The 16,976-nt window shown below is 65.4% G+C and carries 17 protein-coding genes and 1 pseudogene; 11 read left to right on the plus strand and 7 right to left on the minus strand.

What is annotated here, in order from left to right:
* The 8 genes from BN1233_RS18355 to BN1233_RS18390 form a co-directional block, all read left to right on the plus strand.
* Window positions 1-376, plus strand: a 376-nt coding sequence (locus BN1233_RS18355) for an HNH endonuclease (protein ID WP_046865085.1), incomplete at its 5' end; no start/stop codon positions are given.
* Window positions 377-910: 534 nt separating this feature from the next.
* Window positions 911-1,141 (plus strand): hypothetical protein, encoded by a 231-nt coding sequence (locus BN1233_RS18360; RefSeq protein WP_046865086.1) that lies wholly within the window; start codon window positions 911-913, stop codon window positions 1,139-1,141.
* 1,071 nt (window positions 1,142-2,212) lie between these two features.
* The gene (locus BN1233_RS18365) at window positions 2,213-2,560 is read left to right on the plus strand and encodes a lipocalin-like domain-containing protein (RefSeq protein WP_280139380.1); all 348 of its coding nucleotides are present in this window, start codon (window positions 2,213-2,215) and stop codon (window positions 2,558-2,560) included.
* A 125-nt stretch (window positions 2,561-2,685) separates the two neighbouring features.
* Window positions 2,686-3,642, plus strand: a complete 957-nt coding sequence (locus BN1233_RS18370) for a LysR substrate-binding domain-containing protein (RefSeq protein WP_082145535.1) — start codon at window positions 2,686-2,688, stop codon at window positions 3,640-3,642.
* Between the two features lie 165 nt (window positions 3,643-3,807).
* Entirely contained in the window at window positions 3,808-4,593 is a 786-nt protein-coding gene (locus BN1233_RS18375; RefSeq protein ID WP_046865088.1) for a crotonase/enoyl-CoA hydratase family protein, read from the plus strand.
* Between the two features lie 239 nt (window positions 4,594-4,832).
* Complete coding sequence (gene cysE, locus BN1233_RS18380) at window positions 4,833-5,648, plus strand: serine O-acetyltransferase (RefSeq protein ID WP_046865089.1); 816 nt, start codon at window positions 4,833-4,835, stop codon at window positions 5,646-5,648.
* Between the two features lie 23 nt (window positions 5,649-5,671).
* Complete coding sequence (locus BN1233_RS43075) at window positions 5,672-6,397, plus strand: SDR family oxidoreductase (protein ID WP_048707486.1); 726 nt, start codon at window positions 5,672-5,674, stop codon at window positions 6,395-6,397.
* A gap of 18 nt (window positions 6,398-6,415) precedes the next feature.
* Complete coding sequence (locus tag BN1233_RS18390; protein WP_046865090.1) at window positions 6,416-6,901, plus strand: hypothetical protein; 486 nt, start codon at window positions 6,416-6,418, stop codon at window positions 6,899-6,901.
* Between the two features lie 55 nt (window positions 6,902-6,956).
* Here the strand turns inward: BN1233_RS18390 and BN1233_RS18395 are convergent, their stop codons facing one another.
* Entirely contained in the window at window positions 6,957-7,820 is an 864-nt protein-coding gene (locus BN1233_RS18395) for a DUF7693 family protein (protein ID WP_046865091.1), read from the minus strand.
* Between the two features lie 59 nt (window positions 7,821-7,879).
* Window positions 7,880-8,608 (minus strand): hypothetical protein, encoded by a 729-nt coding sequence (locus BN1233_RS18400; protein WP_046865092.1) that lies wholly within the window; start codon window positions 8,606-8,608, stop codon window positions 7,880-7,882.
* 421 nt (window positions 8,609-9,029) lie between these two features.
* Here BN1233_RS18400 and BN1233_RS18405 point away from each other — a divergent pair, with 421 nt between their 5' ends.
* Complete coding sequence (locus BN1233_RS18405) at window positions 9,030-9,350, plus strand: PsiF family protein (protein ID WP_082145537.1); 321 nt, start codon at window positions 9,030-9,032, stop codon at window positions 9,348-9,350.
* 144 nt (window positions 9,351-9,494) lie between these two features.
* On the opposite strand, the gene BN1233_RS49760 is transcribed toward BN1233_RS18405, so the two are convergent.
* From BN1233_RS49760 to BN1233_RS18430, 4 genes are all read right to left on the minus strand, one after another.
* Window positions 9,495-10,175, minus strand: coding sequence for a hypothetical protein (locus BN1233_RS49760; RefSeq protein ID WP_244470633.1), 681 nt, complete (start codon window positions 10,173-10,175; stop codon window positions 9,495-9,497).
* A 506-nt stretch (window positions 10,176-10,681) separates the two neighbouring features.
* On the minus strand, window positions 10,682-12,253 hold the full coding sequence (locus tag BN1233_RS18420; RefSeq protein ID WP_244470632.1) for an acetolactate synthase large subunit: 1,572 nt from the start codon (window positions 12,251-12,253) through the stop codon (window positions 10,682-10,684).
* 78 nt (window positions 12,254-12,331) lie between these two features.
* On the minus strand, window positions 12,332-13,564 hold the full coding sequence (locus BN1233_RS18425) for a pyridoxal phosphate-dependent aminotransferase (protein WP_046865094.1): 1,233 nt from the start codon (window positions 13,562-13,564) through the stop codon (window positions 12,332-12,334).
* A 151-nt stretch (window positions 13,565-13,715) separates the two neighbouring features.
* Window positions 13,716-14,318 (minus strand): TetR/AcrR family transcriptional regulator, encoded by a 603-nt coding sequence (locus BN1233_RS18430; protein WP_046865095.1) that lies wholly within the window; start codon window positions 14,316-14,318, stop codon window positions 13,716-13,718.
* Between the two features lie 316 nt (window positions 14,319-14,634).
* Between BN1233_RS18430 and BN1233_RS18435 the strand changes: the two genes are divergently transcribed.
* Both BN1233_RS18435 and BN1233_RS18440 read left to right on the plus strand, forming a co-directional pair.
* The gene (locus tag BN1233_RS18435) at window positions 14,635-15,786 is read left to right on the plus strand and encodes an acyl-CoA dehydrogenase family protein (protein ID WP_046865096.1); all 1,152 of its coding nucleotides are present in this window, start codon (window positions 14,635-14,637) and stop codon (window positions 15,784-15,786) included.
* A 210-nt stretch (window positions 15,787-15,996) separates the two neighbouring features.
* Window positions 15,997-16,299, plus strand: a pseudogene (locus BN1233_RS18440) (TerC family protein); the annotation flags it as partial.
* 88 nt (window positions 16,300-16,387) lie between these two features.
* Here BN1233_RS18440 and BN1233_RS18445 read toward each other — a convergent pair.
* On the minus strand, window positions 16,388-16,976 hold a 589-nt coding region (locus BN1233_RS18445; RefSeq protein WP_187144319.1), incomplete at its 5' end, for a sensor histidine kinase.

Genomic DNA, 16,976 nt, shown 5'->3' on the forward strand with positions numbered 1-16,976 from the left:
TCGGCGGGACGCGGCGCACGGCCTACATGCGCCGCCTCGCCTCGTCTCGGGCTGCTCGGATCCGGACCTGCACGTTGATCACCGGGACGGGGACACTCTCAACAACAGGCGCAAGAACGTGCGACCTTGCACCGTGTCCGAGAACACCCGTAACCGATGCGCTTCTCGCAACAACAGGTCCGGCTACAAGGGCGTGCACTGGTGCAAGACGTCCAGGCGCTGGATCGCGAAGCTCAAGGTCCACGGCCGAGAGCCCTGCATGGGTACCTTCTCGACGGTAGAGGCCGCCGCAGAGGCCTACGAGACTGCCACGCAGAAGCTGCACGGGGAGTTCATGCGCCAGTCGTGGGGTGCGACCTTGGCATCAGTCGCCTGATCTTTCCTCTGCGCTTCCGGATTCATCCGTCGACGTTGATAGACCAACCGTTCTGGACGATCCAGGGTTGCCAACAATCTGAAACGCTGGGACGGCATCTCTATCGTGCTTCACGCACCCTGCGGTGTTGCTTCACGTGCCTCTCCTGGAATCCTCTGGAATCCTCTTGGCCCAATGCGCCCGGGCGTACGATAGACCCCGTGAACAGAGATCGCGGGCTGGCACCTGGCGGAAATGCATGAGTTTCTGTTCGACTCCCCACGAGACGGTGCCGATCTCACGCTCCGCGGCGCCGAACCTGTCGATGCATTTCGAAATGCCACTCGTTGCCTCCGCAACCGCTCTCCAGTCCTGCACACATTGTCCCAATGCGCGGACACGTCATCACGCGTTGAAACGAGTTGCGACCATTCGATTCTAAACTCAAGAAATCCGTTTCAACGTCCGTGTGCACTCGCCCGCCGGACGCACCGGAGGCAATGGAGCGGATCGCACCTGTGCTGGGAGCCGCCGAAGCCGCGCAGGAGCTCTATAATGCAGGAGCTCTATAATCTGGTGGGTCGGCTCGGCGTCAGGCGCGTGCCGCGCGAGACCGGGATGCCGTTCGACGGCATCGATCAGGCAGTCGCGACAAAGATGGCGAATCCGTACTGGGATCCACGGCCTCTCGATGAGGAGCTATCCGGGATCTGCTCCGCAGGGCTTGGGCGAGCCACCGGCCGACAGGTGGCGTGTTCATTCTACAACCGATGCGGCAGTCTCTAAACGAGTGAGACAGGAACGTCGATGAGTGGCACGGCAAACCAGAAATAATATCCGGTTTGATCCGCGGACCAGGCCAACTGCTGTCCTGCGTCTGGCTGGCCTGAAGCCCATCGCATCGAGCACCCGCCCACGGACTGCGGCTTTGTCGCCGTGCTGGCGAGTTCGACCAGATCCCGAGAGACACGACGACAATGGTGATTCCGAGGGCGGATCGCTTGCGACCGAGAACATTGGGCGTGGCGATGACTGCTCTTCAGCCTCGAGCCGATTTAGCCAACAATCCGGGACAGCCCTTCCATACTCGAGTGAAGGCGGTCTCAGTTCTACGGCAAAAGAGGTTTCACTCCGTTGAACTCCGTCGATAAGGACTTCGTGCGATCGTCACAGCCTCGTCGCATTAACGCGGTAACATCCATGGTCGGTCTGGTCGTAGAATTGTAGCAGTAGGCCCAACGCGGTCGGGTTGTTTGCCGTGAGCGTGTATGCGGCGATCGCCCCCTCCAGTGGCCCGACACCGTCCTCACGGGGACCGTCGCAGGCCTAGCAGGCAGGAGATCGTGACCAAGTGCTACGCGTAGTTCCCGTGTACCGAAGTGACGGCTTCCCATGACGGCACCCGTAGTCAGCTAGTCTCAGGATTCTTCGGGCGCCGCGCCACTACCTCTTCCTATCGCCAGTTTCTCGCCGCGGCTCAGGATGGCTTGCCGCACTAACTCTTCCACAGGGCAGCAGGCAACATTCCACATTCCGCGTTGCAGCAACGCCAGAATGCTCCGTGACTTAAACTTCGACTGCGCGAAGGACCCTTGCGGCACTGCGGCCCCGACCATCCGCTGTAGGATCCGGTCCGACCTACCCCGCCAAGCCCCGGCGACTACAGGCGATCCGTCCTCAGTGGGTAGGCCTAGCGAACGCCCGACGAGTGCCTGGTCGGACGGGCGGCAAGCTCGGCCTATCGCGTGTCGCTCCCCTACAAGGCACCTGTGACGAGGCACGGGCCGGGTTGGAACGACCGCTTACCCCAATTGCTGCCGCACGGAAGGGATCGCACCAAGGACGCACCCGGCCCAGATCGAGCCGTTTGGCCCTGGTCCGAGAGGTGTGCTGACCTTTGACGAAGGCGGACGCTCTGTGCTGGTGATCGTCCGCTCCGACCTGCCAAAGATCGCGTCGAACAATCGAATGGCGGGGACGCCGGAAGAGAACAGAGCCGTCGTCGAGGGAAGCATCGCGCACTTCGGCACCTATTCGGTAGACGGAGACAGTCTCGTCTTTCGGATCCATGCAGCAACTCTTCCGAACTGGGACAGTGCCGAGCAGAAGCGGCCGTTCACGCTCGCAGGCGACAAGCTCACGTACTGGGTTCCCACAGCCTCCGGTGGCGGGACCGGCCCACTGGTCTGGAGGCGGGTGAAATAGCTTCCGAATGACCACACGGGAGAACCGGGGGAGCCTGACTCGAGAGCGGTTCGGCGATGCCCATGCCCTCGGCGGAAGCAGCGATGCCGCGCGTGAACCGTTCGGGACACTGGTGAATTTTCATCATGTGCAGTGGCGTGACTGCCGCTACAGTCCCGACCGATGTGACCGCTGCCCGGGATGCTCGCTTGGCCCTGCGCCTTCCACCCCTCGCCTCTCTGCGCCTGTTCGAGGCCGCCGCGCGTCTCGGCAGCTTCCGGAAGGCGGCTGATGAGCTTAACGTCACGCCGAGCGCCGTCAGTCATGGCATTGAGACCCTGGAGAAATGGATCGGTGCCCCGCTGTTCATCCGTGACGGCCGCCGCATCATCCCGACTGAGACGGCGGAGGACTTCCTGCCCTACGTCGCCGAAGGGCTCTCGCTGATCGCGGTCGGGGCAAGGCGCGTCTCGCCGCTCGAGGACGACCGACGGCTGTCGCTCAGCGTGCCCCCCACCTTTGCCGCCGAATGGCTGATGCCGCGGCTCCACGGTTTCCGCGCGCGATATCCCGACATCAAGCTGATCTTCGACAGCAGCCATCGGCAGGTGGTGTTTCCGCTCGAGGGTATAGACATCGCGATCCGCATGGGCCGGGCCCAGTGGCCGGGCACGACCGCGCACCTCCTGTTCCGCGAGACACTGCTCCCTGTGGCGAGCCCGGCTTACCGGGCGAGCCTCGCTTCCGCGGACGGTCTCCGCTGGGAGGAGGCAACCCTCATCCATGTCAGGACCGTCAGTCGCGACTGGGACGAGTGGCTCACCCACACGGGACTCGCAGTCACGCCACGGGGACACCTGTCGGTCGATACCATTCATCTCGCCATCGCGGCCGCCGCCGGCAGCCTCGGCATAGCCCTGGCGCGACTGCCTCTGTGCGACGGGCTCCTCGACGCGCGCCGGGTGGTGGACATCGGCCATGCGCCCCTGGCGATCGAGACCGGCTACTGGGTGACCGTGCCGAGCGGCCGCGAACCGCGCCGGGATGTCAGGGCATTCCTGAACTGGATTGTCGCCGAGGCCGAAGCCGACGCGTCCGGGTGAATGCCGCCCGGCGATCCCGCCTCGCCGTGGTCGGCCTGCGTCATCGAGCCGGTGAAGGATCCTCCCCGACCTGAGTCGTGAAAATAGTTCACCCACCGTCAAGCCGATGTCGTTTGTCCACCTGGCACCGGAAAGTCATTCTTCGGCCGCTGCACAGAGGACGACATGATCATTCAGGAAACCATTGAGGATGGCATCGCGATCCTGACCCTAAACCGCCCGGAGCGCCTCAATGCCGTCAATTACGAGATGGCTGACCGGCTGATGGAGATCCTCGACCGCATCGAGATCGAGGATGGCATAAGGGCCATCATCCTGACGGGTGCGGGAGAGCGCGCCTTTTCCGCCGGCGGCGACATCCATCAGTTCTCGACGAGCGTGAAGGCCGGCGGCAACCGGGCGGTGCGGGACTTCGTCCGCCGCGGCCAGACCCTGACCGGCCGCCTGGAGGGCTACCCCAAGCCCATCATCGCTGCCGTCAACGGACTGGCCTATGGCGGCGGATGCGAGATCACCGAGGCGGTCCATCTCGCGGTTGCGGGTGAGGATGCCCTGTTCGCGAAGCCCGAGATCAAGCTCGGCATGCCGCCGACCTTCGGCGGCACTCAGCGCCTGCCCCGCCTGGCTGGGCGCAAGCGTGCGCTCGAGTTGCTCCTCACCGGAGAGCCCTTCCCCGCAAGACGCGCCCTGGAACTCGGCCTCGTCAACATGGTGGTCCCGAAGGGCGAGACGCTCGCGGCCGCGAAGGATCTCGCGCGGCGCATCATCCGTCACTCGCCGCTCGCCATCGCGAACATCCTGACCGCCGTGACACGCGGCCTCAACGCGAGCATCGGCGAGGGCTTGCTCATCGAGAGCGAGCAATTCGCCCGCATGGTCCCGACACTCGATCTGGCCGAGGGCCTCGATGCCTGGATCGAAAAGCGGGATCCGCAGTATGTCGGGCGCTGAGTCAGCATCGCTCTCACCGACAAAGGTTCGTTGCACTTCGCCCTCCCGGTCTGCCGCAATGATCATTGCCATGGTCAATTCCGATGAGCGGGCCGCATGAATGCCCCGGCTTCCTGCCGAAATCGCTTGGAAGGTGCACAGGCGGTCCTCAATGGCCGAGACGTCTTGAGTCCGGTTCCGCCACCGCCCCACAGTCAGGGGACACGGTCTGGGCCGGCGTCTGGATCCAGGAGACGGTAATGCCCGTTCATCAGATTTCCGCAACGGAACGAGCGATCAACGAGCCGTGGGACCGCTTGCGGCAGGAAGCCGAGGAAGCGGCACGGCGCGACGCCGCGATGGCCACGTTCCTCAACGTTTCCGTCTTGTGCCAGCCCAGCCTCGAGGCGGTCCTGATCGGCAGGATCGCGGACCGGATCGGCTCAAAGGCAGTGCCGCCGGACCTGATCCGCCTTGCTTACGACTCGGCGCTCAAGGACGCGCCTTCGATCGGGGATGCCATGCGAGCCGACCTCGCGGCCGTGCAGGACCGTGATCCGGCGACAACGCGGCTCCTCGATCCGGTCCTGTACTTCAAGGGCTTCCATGCGCTCCAGACGCATCGGCTGGCGCACTGGCTCTGGGCTCACGGTCGTCGGGACTTCGCGCTCCTACTCCAAAGTCGGTCATCGGAGGTGTTCCAGGTGGACATCCACCCGGCCGTTCCCGTTGGAAGGGGTGTCTTCCTCGACCATGCCACGGGCATCGTGGTCGGCGAGACGGCCGTCATCGAGGACAACGTCTCGATCCTGCAAGAGGTGACGCTCGGCGGCACAGGCAAGCAGGGGGGCGACCGTCATCCGAAGATCCGACACGGCGTACTCATTGGGGCCGGAGCCAAGATCCTCGGCAACATCGAGGTCGGGCCGTGCTCACGTGTCGGTGCGGGGGCGGTCGTGCTCGCCCCCGTTCCTCCCGGGACGACGGCCGCGGGCATTCCGGCTCGCATCGTCGGCCAGGCCGGATGCCGGAAGCCCGCACAAGCCATGGATCACGTGATCGATCTCGCGTCATGACGACATCCAGTCGAGGCCATTCGATGCCGCTCATCCTGCTCACGAACGTCAATCAGTACACGGGGCCGGGCGCCCTCCGGTCGCTCGTCCAGGCGGGCCATACGGTGGTCTGCCACGACACGGTATTCAGGGACGCCTCCGAGCGCGCCGCCTTCTGGGAGAGCCATGGATCGGCCCATGCGCTCGAGGCCCAGACCCCGGCGGACATCCATGCCGAGGTCATCGCCCGCTGGGGTGTTCCCGACGGGATCGTCCTGAACGACGTGCACCCGAACATGCCGTGCGCCATCGAGGACATTCCGGTCGACCGATTCCGCGATGGCTTCGAGGCCCTCGTGGTCACTCCGATACGCCTGACGCAACTCTTCCTCGCGCCCATGAAGGAGCGCGGCAGCGGCGCGTTCGTGTTCGTGACCTCCGCCCGCGAGCAGAGCCCCGAACCGGGCTTTGCGGTTGCGACGACGCTGCGCGCCGCCACGACGGCCTTCGCGAGGTCCGTTGCCAGAGAGACCGCTCCGTTCGGCATCCAGGCCAACGTGGTGGCGCCGAACTTCCTCTACAGCGAGATGTACTATCTGCGGGCGCGCTTCGTCGATGATCCCGAGGGGAGGAAAGCCATCGCACGGTTCGTGCCCATGGGCCGCCTCGGGCAGCCGGAGGAAGTCGGAGCCCTGATCGAGTTCCTCGCCTCCGGGAAGTCGCCCTTCACGACCGGACAGGTTATTCATTTCACGGGCGGCTGGCCCTAATTCCAGCCCGTCGTCGGCGTGTCCAAGACAGGCAAGGTCGTCGAGCACGCCACCCTGATCGAACGAATCCTCCACTTCGAGGAGGACGACCGGCTGCGTGACGGAACGTGGATCCTGCCGATCGACGACGCCTATCGGTCCTCGCTCATCGAACCGAACCTGACGAGCCGTCCCGAGAACTTCGGCAAGGACACCTACTACGGCCAGACCTTCATCGTCAGGACCTCGCGCGGCAAGGTGTTCGACGTGACCCTCGCCTATCCGTTCGCGCGCAAGGAGGAGAGGATCGACGGCGTCCCGTTCCGTGACGCGAAGTTGAACCTGAAACACTATGGTGATGACATCTCCCGCATGGTCTCGCTGATCGGGATGATGCAAACGGACCTGTTCACGGAGGCCCTGATCCCCGTGCACCTGGCACATCGTTATGCATCGATCACGCACTCCCCCGGGGGCCGCTCGCTTGATGCTTTCGTGCGTGAGGTGCTGAGGAAGAACCGCTGAACTGCCCCGCGTACGTTGCCATGTCTTGCGGCGTGTTCGAGCGGCCTGATCTCCCCTATCGCGCTGCCTTCCCGAGGCCGTCCAGCAGACCATCGAGCCAGACCGCCTGGTCGAGCAGCTCCCGGATGCCCGCGAACTCACCCCGGAGTCCCCGCGCGATGACGAGGTCGACCACGATCCAGAGGGCGTCGACCTTCTCCTTCAGGGTCAGGTCCGGCGCGGGTTCCTCGCCCCATGCGAGGCTCGCCCAGGCCACGACGCGGTGCATCGGGACCAGCGGCTCGGGAAATCCAACCCGGTCCTCGGCCTCGATCCGCATCCGCGTGGCCGCCTCATCGGCGACGAGCGCCTCGATGAGATCCGCGAGCCGTTCCTGCTTGTCGTCCTCGAGCAGCGCGTAAGGGTCGCCCACGCGCGCCGACAGGAGGCCGTATCCGGAGCAGCGGCCGTCCGGCGCGACCGCCTCCTCGAGGTACCGGATGCCTTCGGTGCGGCGGTAGAGGCATAACCACCTGCCCTCGACGGCGATCATCCCGGCGGCGTGGTGCACGTCCGTCCACCGCAGGGGCGGCGCCACCAGACGCATGCGGGCATCGCCCGACAGCACCCGGCGCAAGAGCGCGACGACCTCGCCCAACCCGATAGTGCCGGGCGGCAGCGGCGGCGTCACGCGAGGGGTCGGCGGATGGGCGAGCGCCTCGGGCGCGATCCGCGCCATCGCATCGGCCAGCGCCCGAAGGTCGGCCCTGGGCACCCGCGCCGCCCGGATCAGTTCACCCCATCGCCGGATCGCCCGCCGGGCCGCCTCGTCAGAGACCTTCTTGCGGGCGTGCTCGCGCCACAGGCGGGCGTGCGCCTCGGCCATGGCCTCCGCGAAGATGCCGCAGGTCTCGTCGGAATGACCAAGGCCGCCCGCCATGCTCGGGAATCCTCATTGAGGCCGGGACTTTGGAGTGCGGAACATCCCCGCGCCGCACGTCACCGCTCGTCCTCCGGCGTGAAGAGATCCTCGCCGATCGGATCCTCGCCCAGCCCGAGCAGGAACAGGTCGCGGGCGAGGTGCTCAATGGCGAACCGCACGTAGTCAGCCGCCAGTCGGCGCGGGCGCGCATGCACGGGTGCCCGCCGCCAGGTCGGCAGGTGATCGACCGTGATCACGACCTCGTCCTCCGGATCAGGGCCTCCCACAACGCGCACCCGCAACTCGTCCTCCGGCAGGGCGGGCAAGGGTTCGGGGATGAGGCTCTCGCGCCTGTAGACCTCGCGCATGAGTTCGGCGTGCGCCTGCCCGAACTCATCCTCGGGCAGCGCACCGGAGCGGAACGCCTCGATCAGGGGCCGCTCGCCCCGGAAGAGGCAGTCCGGTGCCTCGAGCACCCACCCGGCCCGCTGCACCGCCGCGCGCGCATTCGCCCGGCGGTCGGCCTCGCCCGAGAGCACCTCGTCGGGAATGGCATATTCCCGGATGATCCGCTCGTCCGACCAGCCGCAGTCGCGCAGCGTCGGCGCGACCATGATCCAGATGTTGCGCGCCGCCTCGACGGGATCATCGGCGTGCTCGCGGCGCAGGAGGTCGGCGAGCATGTCGGCCTCCATCCAGCGCGGGAACGAGACGCGCATCGTGCGCGCCTCCCGGTCGACATCGACCGCGACACCCTGCGCGCGCAGCTCCATGAGCTTTTTCTCGGGATCGGAATCCTGGCTCATGCGCGACCTCCCTCCCAAAGGGGGGCGCACATCGGGACAATGAAATGCTGAAGGGTGATGATCACGAGAGTCTCCGTCACACGCATGGGATCGTCGCCGCCTGCCGGGCGGCGGGCGAGGCGATCAGCGTATGCGGACGGAGCGGATGATCATGGCCGGGAACGAATAAGGAACAACTTACCTTGAGTCAACCGGAAGCGTGAGCATTCGCGGGATGTGTCTGGCGCGCGCACGGTCCCGAGGAGCCGCCGACGGCTCTCGCCCATGGACCCTTCCCGGTCATGCCGACGCCCTCCGGCGATGGAGTTGCCGGGCGAGTTCCTCCGGGCACCGTCGCTGGCGCGCGTTAAGCGTCGGTTCAACCGACGGGGCGGAATCTCCCCGCTGGCCTGCCGATCCGGCAGAGCCAAGGAGACCATTGATGCGTTCGTCATGCTTCCTGACCGTTGCGGCGATCCTGCTGGCCACGCCAGTCCTCGCCCAGACCGCGCCCAATCCTAGCCCGGCGCAGAAGCCGGCGGCCACGACGGCACAGGCAGCCCCTCCGGCTACGGCCAGCGGCTCCTGCACGGCGCAGGCGACCGACAAGAAGCTCGCCGGGGCGGCGAAGACGAGCTTCATGAAGAAATGCGAGTCCGATGCCTCGAAGGCCTGCGATGCGCAGGCGGCCGACAAAAAGCTCGCGGGCGCCGCGAAGGCGAGCTTCACGAAGAAGTGCGTGAGTGACGCCGTCGGGACCTGATCCCGTCACATCACCGACGCGTAAGCCACCACGTCAATCGTGACGCGCGCGTCGGCTCCTCTGACCGGAGCCAAACGGCCGAGGGCACCGAGCGCTATCCAAGCCGATCATGCGGCCATCGGGTGGCTTCCGCAGCCCCTCGCCTCACCCGATCGCCCGGACGCTTTCGGAAGGTGGTTCATAAATCAGCGCCACCCTGCGGGAGCCACAGCGCGGGCATTTGAGCCGCTCGGGAAGAAGGGAGAGCGGCATCGCGGCACCGCGGGTGCACACGAGCGTCTGGAGATCGAGTTCGCACCGGAAGTCGCATTCGCGAACCCTCTTCATGCCGTCACGCGGCCCGAAGGAGCAGCGCATGCGCACGCGCCAGCCGAGCGAGAAGGCCTCTCCGATCGTCTCCACAGCCATGCGAACGAAAAGAGAACGAGCGCATCGTGAGTCAAGCCGGATCCCAGCGCCATCCCCGGAATTGAGAGGGACCTGCGTGGCTGCCCCGACGTACATCGCCTCCGTGATGGTCACGATCTCCCGCGAAACACCGATGCCGAACTCCTCCGCCATCGCATGGAGCCGATCCGCCCTTTGCTCGTCGGCCAGGTAGGATCGCACCGCCTCGACCGCGTGCTGCCGGATGCCGCCCCAGCGGACGAGATCGACCACCGTCCGTGCCTTGTCGGTGACCCGCAGGTGGAAGCCGTCGACACGCATCCCCTCGACGCCGATCTCCAGGTTGCGGGACTGGCACGTGCCCCGCGAGCGGATGACGGGACCCGCCGCGCGGGGCTTGATCCGCTGCCCTCCGGGACGAGGACGTGGATGGCCCACGGGATGTCATCGGTCAGGCCGTGGATCTGGCCTGCGGTGGGACCCCAGAGCACGCCTCCGCTGATCTTGCAGATGATCGCGTATTCCAGCCAGAAGTGGGAATCCTTTCCGCGTTGCACGTAGAGGTTCCGGGCGACGCGGACTATCTCCCCGGCTCCGACCAGGGCGGCGATGTCGCGGGTGGCGATCCCGACCGCCCGCATCTCATCGCGGGTCAGGAGGGCGTCCCGGGCGAACTCCTCAGCCAAGGCGGCAGGCAGCATTCCACGTTCCTCGTTGCGTGGTGCCAGACTGCCCGGTCGGCGTTAAGGAAGGCTCAGTGTCTCCACTCCGCGCGGAAGCGGAAGTTCGAGCAAGGTCAGCTCTGTGCCATTTGCGGGCCTTCGTAAGCCGGTGCCACCGAGCCCCTCGGCTGCGAGGGCCTTCATCTTGCTGACATCGATCGAGGCTTCCGCCCCTTGTAGGCACCTTCCGCCTTGGCGCGGGCGATACCTTCCATTTGCCTTTTAGATCATCAGATCGATCAGGAACGGTGCTTGTTCCTTGAAGCTCTGCTTCATCAGGTCAGCGCATTCCTCCAGCGTCGTGGCCCGCGCCGCCTCGACGCCCATGCCGTTGGCAAGCTTGACCCAATCGAGGTCCGGGTTCGACAGGTCGAGCATGCCCATTGCCGTAGGACCGGGCACCGCTCCGACATTCTCGTATTCGCCGATCAGGATATTGTATTTGCGGTTGTTCAGCAGGATCGTGGTACACGGCAACCTCTCGCGCGCCTGAGTCCAGAGCGATTGCAACGAGTACATGGCAGAGCCGTCGGCCTGTAGGCTGATCACGCGCCTCTTTCCGCCCGCAGCAACTGCGGCCCCCGTCGCGACAGGCAAGCCGTCGCCAATCGCGCCGCCGCCGAGATTGAGCCAGTCGTGCGCTGGCGCGCCGTGCGTGAACTTGTAGAAGTCACGACCGAACGAAATGCTCTCGTTCGAGACGATCGCATCGTCCGGCATCAAGGCCGCGAGGGTCTGCGCGAGGCCTTCCTGCGTCGGGGCGCCGCCCACGGCCTCGGGACGCGGGCCAGGATCGGGGATCGGTACTTCCGGTACGCCGAGCTCATCGACCAGAGCCCGCAATGCGATATCCGGATCCTGATCGGGGCGCGAGAGCACGTGAAGCTGCGCGTGAGAGGGGTATTGGATCGACGGCTTGCCCGGGTACGCGAAGAATCCGACAGGAGGTTTCGCATTGACGAGGATGATGTGCTCGAACCTGCTCAAGGCCTGGATGGCTGCGTCGGTCCCGTACGGCACGCGCTCGAGCTGCAAGCGCCCGCGCCCACGCGCCATATGCCCGTTCGTATAGCTCGCAAGCAGGCTCGCGCCCGTCGCATGGGCAATGCGCCAGGCCAGACCCTGCGATTTTGCGAGCGTGGCCTGGTCGGCCAGGAGGATCAGGACGTTCTTGCCCGCTCGGAGAACCCGCGCGGCATTCTCGATGGCGAGCGGATCGATCGGCGGAGCCGGCGGCACCGCGAGTGGCTCGGCCACGACGCCGCCCCGGTCCCAGGATGCGTCGGCGGGAAGGATGAGGGTTGCAATCTGCCCGGGCATGGTGCTGGCGGCCTGGACGGCTGCTGCCGCATCCCGGCCGACGTCGGCGGCGTTGGCGCTCGTCCGCACCCAGTTCGAAACGGTTCGGGCCATTCCCTCCGTATCCGCCGTCAAGGGGGCATCGAAGGGCCGGTGGTAAGTGGCCTGATCACCCACGATATTGACGATCCCGGCGCGGGCGCGCCGGGCATTGTGCAAGTTGCCCATGCCGTTGGCGAGACCGGGCCCACAGTGGAGCAGCGTGCAGGCGGGCTTTCGCGCGATACGGTAGTATCCGTCGGCCATGCCGGTCACGATGTTCTCCTGAAGACCGAGAACGCAGTGCATGCCCGGAATCCGATCGAGAGCCCCGACAAAATGCATCTCGCTCGTGCCGGGATTCGCGAAACACGTGTCCACTCCCGACGTCAGGAGCGTATGAACGAGGCTCTCCGCTCCGTTCATCTGGTTGGCCAGGTCCTTGGAATGCATCATCGAACACCTTTCGCGAACAGGCATGGTGGGGGTCGGGAGTTGGATGGGAGCGCCGCACGCCCTCGCCGGGGCCCATCGTCAGGAAAGCGCTGCGCACCCCGTGCGAATGCGCGACATTCCTTCCCGCAAGGCCGCCTCTGCACTCGCGAAGGAAATGCGGAAGTAGCCAGGGCTCCCGAACGCCGATCCCGGGACGACCGCGACGCCACACTCGCGCAGCAGGTAGTCGCAGAGCGACTCGTCGTCGGTCAGGACACGCCCGGCGGATGTCTTCCTCCCGACATGCCCGCGCCAGTCGATGAATGCGTAGAAAGTACCGTCCGGCGGGTTGTAAGCGAGCTTCGGAATCGTGGAGAGTTCGGCGATGATAAGCTCGCGCCGCTTCCGGTATTCCCCGCGATAGCGTCGGACCACGTCCTGTGGTCCGTTGAGGGCTTCGGCGGCAGCGGCTTGGGCGATGGAGCAGGTACAGGAGGTCGATTGGCTGAGAACGGCCCGCACCGCCTTCATCAACGGAGCCGGGCCGCCACCGTAGCCGATGCGCCAGCCCGTCATCGCATAGGCTTTGGACACGCCGTTGACGGTCAGGATCCGGTCGCGCAAGTCCGGCCTGAGCTGCGCCGGCGTCACGAACGGCTCATCCTGGAAGATGATATGCTCATACATGTCGTCGACCATGAACCAGACCTGCGGGTGCCGCTCGAGCACCTCGAGGATCGGCTCGTAGTCCTCCTTCCGGTAGATCGTACCGGACGGATTCGAGGGGCTATTGATCAATAGCCAACGCGTGTTCGGCGTGATCGCACGCTCGAGGTCCTCGGCTTGCAGGCGGAAACCATCATCGGCGCGGGTCGGCAGGATGACGGGTTTCGCGCCCATCATCTCGACGATATCGCTGTAACTCCCCCAAAACGGTGCGGGCAGGATGACCTCGTCACCCATCTGGATGGTCGCAAAGAAGGCACTGAACAGCAGCATCTTGGCGCCCGTGGTGACCACGATCTCGTCCGGTGTGAAGTCGAGACCGTTCTCCCGCGCGAACTTGTCTCGAACGGCAGCCTTGATCTCCGGCGACCCATCGAGCGCGGTGTAATGAGTCTCGCCGGCCCGCATGGCACGGATCGCCGCCTCGATCACGTTCTCCGGTGTCTCGAAATCGGGCTCCCCGACATGCAGCCCGACGATGTCGCGGCCCTGGCGTTGCAGATCGGCCGTCGCCGCCATCATGCGCGAGATTGCCGAAGGTCCGACCTTCGATAAGGCCCGGGACGGTTTGAAGATCGGTAGGACGACCGCGTCGGAAACGACCATTTGAAAGTTCTCTCGCAACAACTCGCGACCGGGTGAGGCGGCCTGCCCGAAATCGGCAGGCTGCCGCAGGGTGGGGTTGGGTGACGGGACCTGTTCGCGCGTGGGGAAGCCTTGCGGATGCGCCGGGCCTGCCCGATCCGAGACACACGGGCTACTTGCGGATTCCGCCCAGCACCAGGTCGCAATACTCCTTGGCGAAATCCGAAGCGCGGCGTCCGTGACCGGGTTTGAACCAGCGAACCATCCAATTCAGCATCGAAAGTACGGCTCGACTGGAGGTTCGAACGTCGACCTGGCGGAAACTTCCATCCGATACGCCGTCGGCGATGATGTTTCTCAGCAGGGCCTCGTAATCATCCCTCAGCCTTTGGGCCTCGGCGATCATGACGGCGTTCTGCATGCCGCCGAACCCGACGAGCATCGTCAGGAAGGCGTCATAGTGCTCCTCGAAATAGTCGGCGTGCGCCGCCATGAAAGCCGAGAGGGCGTCCTCCGGGTCCCGGACCTGTCCGATCGCTGCCGACACGGAGCGGAGCAGACCCTCGAGCGTGTTGACGATGATCGCCTCGTAGATCTCTTTCTTGTTCGGGAAGTAGTGGTAGATCCCCGCCTTGGTCACGCCGACGGATTCCGCGATATCGTCCATCGACGTACCGTCATATCCCTCCCGCGCGAATTGCGCGGCGGCCTCCTCGAGGATCCGGCCTCGTGCATTTTCGATCGTTGGGGGGCGACCTTGGCGCTTCGGTTGCATGTCACGTTGCCCACTGTGGGGAATGTTGCATGTCAATGGACGCTCAACGCGAAGTCGTCCCGCGCGGTATCGGCGATCTCGCCGATCGACGTGAGCCGCGCGATGTCAACGCCCGGGACAAATCCAGGACCGTGATACCCTCCGGTGCGCCACTCATCGACCGGCTCGTTTGTCCAGGGCGGCAACCCGCCCCGGCGCGGGCTGCAATGCACACCGTCGGCTCGGCCCCACCATTTACTTACCGACCAGGAGGTATATAAATCCTGCGGGTTGTCAAGCGGCCAGCTTGACCGTGGCGAGGGATGCGCGGACTGGAATGGCTTTGGATCTCCAGACCATGCAGGGATTGCTGGAGACCGTGTCGCGTTTCGTCCGCGAGCGGCTGAGACCTCTCGAGCACCAGGTCGCCGATGAGGACGCGATTCCCGCCGACGTTCGCCGGGAGATTGCCGAGTTGGGGCTGTTCGGCCTGTCGATCCCGGAGGAGTTCGGCGGACTTGGCCTCACCATGGAGGAAGAGGTCCGGGTCGCCTTCGAGCTCGGCAAGACATCCCCCGCATTCCGCTCGCTTGTCGGAACGAACAACGGGATCGGCTCGCAGGGCCTGATCCTTGACGGCACCGAGGAGCAAAAGTGGCGCTACCTGCCCCGTCTGGCGTCGGGGGAGATGATCAGCTCGTTCGCGCTCACCGAGCCGGAAGCCGGCTCGGACGCGGCATCGCTCAAGACGGCGGCGAGACGCGTTGACGGGGGGTATGTAATCAACGGGACGAAGCGCTTCATCACCAACGCGCCCCATGCCGGTCTCTTCACCGTGTTTGCGCGGACTGACCCGGAGCAGCCGGGCGCAAGGGGCGTGTCGGCTTTCCTGGTGGAAGCCGGAACGCCGGGTCTGACCCTCGGCCCGATCGATCGCAAGATGGGCCAGAAGGGATCGCATACCTGCGATGTCATCTTCGCGGACTGCCATGTGCCGGCGGAGGCCGTGCTCGGCGAACGGGAAGGTCAGGGCTTCGGAACGGCAATGAAAGTCCTCGATCGCGGGCGGCTGCATATCTCCGCGATCTGTGTCGCCATGGCGGAGCGGCTGATCGAGGACAGCCTGCGCTACGCGATGGAGCGCAAGCAGTTTGGCCAGCCCATTGCAGAGTTCCAGCTCGTGCAGGCCATGTTGGCGGACAGCCGAACCGAAGCCTACGCGGCGCGCTGCATGGCATTGGAGACGGCGCGCCGCAAGGATCGTCTTGAGGACGTCGCGACCGAAGCCGCCTGCTGCAAACTGTTCGCCAGTGAAATGGTCGGCCGTGTCGCGGACAGAGCGGTCCAAATCCACGGTGGTGCCGGCTATATGGCGGATTACGGCATCGAGCGGTTCTACCGGGATGCCAGGTTGTTTCGGATCTATGAGGGAACCTCGCAAATCCAACAGCTCGTTATCGCCAGGAATATGATCAAGGAGTTGTCGTAAGGTGCAACGAGCCGAATGACACCCGGCACCGAATTGCAGATCGGTGATAGGCTGATCAGAAGACCAAGCGGCGCTCGAATGGTCCGTTTCGGGTCAGGCAGTGAAGTTCGAGGACTTTTCGCAATGTCTGGTTAGCTGAGGATTGCTGCCCTCAGACTTGGGTCCCGAGTGCGCCAGTAGAGGAAGGTCGATCGCAGGCCTCCAGACCACGTCACGACCGATCCGTATGTGGTCTACACCTCGAACATCTTCGCGGTTCTGGGCATGCGGGCCCTGTATTTCGCCCTGGCGGCGGTGATCCACCGCTTTGCCTATCTCAAGCAGGCCCTGGCGGTTCTCCTGGTGTTCATCGGCTCCAAGGTGTTCGTCGCCGACCTGTTCGGGTGGACCAAGTTCCCGGCCGAGTGGTCGCTCGGGATCACCTTCGCGATCCTGGCCGCCGGCATCCTCTACTCGGTCTGGCGGACCCGCCGGCCCGCTGCCCGGGATACCGAGGCCGGCGCCAACGCCTGACCCTCTCCGGGAGCACCGGACGGTTCGCAGCCGTCCGGTGGCCCTGCCGGACCCGGCAGGGCCACCGAACCCATGAAGGTTCACCGGGTCATGTGACGGCGGGGAACCGCAGGATCGCGCGGGTTCCCGAGGTCCCGCTGCCGGGGCCAATCTCCAGGGTTCCGCCGAGCTGTGCGGCCAGGGAGCGCATCAGCCGCTGGCCAAGCCCCGAGGAGCCGCCGGCTGCCACGTTCGACGACAGCCCGACGCCATCATCCGTCACGACGAGTTCGAAGCCGTCCTCATGCCGGGCGAAGCGGACCGTGATGGTCCCGCCACGATCTTCCGGGAAGGCGTGTTTCAGGGCATTGGTCAGCAGTTCGTTGGTGATCAGGCCAACGGCGACAGCCTGCTCCTGCGGCAGGAGGCAATTCTCGGCCGTCACCCTGAGGGCCACGGGCCGCAAGCCCTGGAGCGTCGCCCGCACGTCGTCGCAGAGTTCGGTCACGAAGCGCCCGACATCCACAACGGCCGCCCTGTCGGCCCGCCGCAACCTGTCGTGGACCCGGCTCAGCACGTGAATGCGCTCGGCCGTCGAGGACAGCGCCGCGCGGGCCGCCGGATCCGCGAGCGAGCGTTCCTGGAGCCGCACGAGCGCCATCAGCGCCGCGAGATCGTTCTTCACCCGATGTCCGGTC

This window comes from Microvirga massiliensis (assembly GCF_001006805.1).
In the GTDB taxonomy this organism is placed as follows: Bacteria; Pseudomonadota; Alphaproteobacteria; order Rhizobiales; family Beijerinckiaceae; genus Microvirga; species Microvirga massiliensis.

Bases quoted from the DNA above. Each gene is read 5' to 3' on its own strand.
- BN1233_RS18405 (WP_082145537.1), top strand. From the start codon at position 9,030: ATGCGTTCGTCATGCTTCCTGACCGTTGCGGCGATCCTGCTGGCCACG.
- BN1233_RS18375 (WP_046865088.1), top strand. From the start codon at position 3,808: ATGATCATTCAGGAAACCATTGAGGATGGCATCGCGATCCTGACCCTA.
- BN1233_RS18370 (WP_082145535.1), top strand. From the start codon at position 2,686: ATGTGCAGTGGCGTGACTGCCGCTACAGTCCCGACCGATGTGACCGCT.
- BN1233_RS18360 (WP_046865086.1), top strand. From the start codon at position 911: ATGCAGGAGCTCTATAATCTGGTGGGTCGGCTCGGCGTCAGGCGCGTG.
- BN1233_RS18435 (WP_046865096.1), top strand. From the start codon at position 14,635: ATGGCTTTGGATCTCCAGACCATGCAGGGATTGCTGGAGACCGTGTCG.
- BN1233_RS18400 (WP_046865092.1), bottom strand. From the start codon at position 8,608: ATGAGCCAGGATTCCGATCCCGAGAAAAAGCTCATGGAGCTGCGCGCG.
- BN1233_RS18430 (WP_046865095.1), bottom strand. From the start codon at position 14,318: ATGCAACCGAAGCGCCAAGGTCGCCCCCCAACGATCGAAAATGCACGA.
- BN1233_RS18420 (WP_244470632.1), bottom strand. From the start codon at position 12,253: ATGATGCATTCCAAGGACCTGGCCAACCAGATGAACGGAGCGGAGAGC.
- BN1233_RS18425 (WP_046865094.1), bottom strand. From the start codon at position 13,564: ATGGTCGTTTCCGACGCGGTCGTCCTACCGATCTTCAAACCGTCCCGG.
- BN1233_RS18395 (WP_046865091.1), bottom strand. From the start codon at position 7,820: ATGGCGGGCGGCCTTGGTCATTCCGACGAGACCTGCGGCATCTTCGCG.
- cysE (WP_046865089.1), top strand. From the start codon at position 4,833: ATGCCCGTTCATCAGATTTCCGCAACGGAACGAGCGATCAACGAGCCG.
- BN1233_RS43075 (WP_048707486.1), top strand. From the start codon at position 5,672: ATGCCGCTCATCCTGCTCACGAACGTCAATCAGTACACGGGGCCGGGC.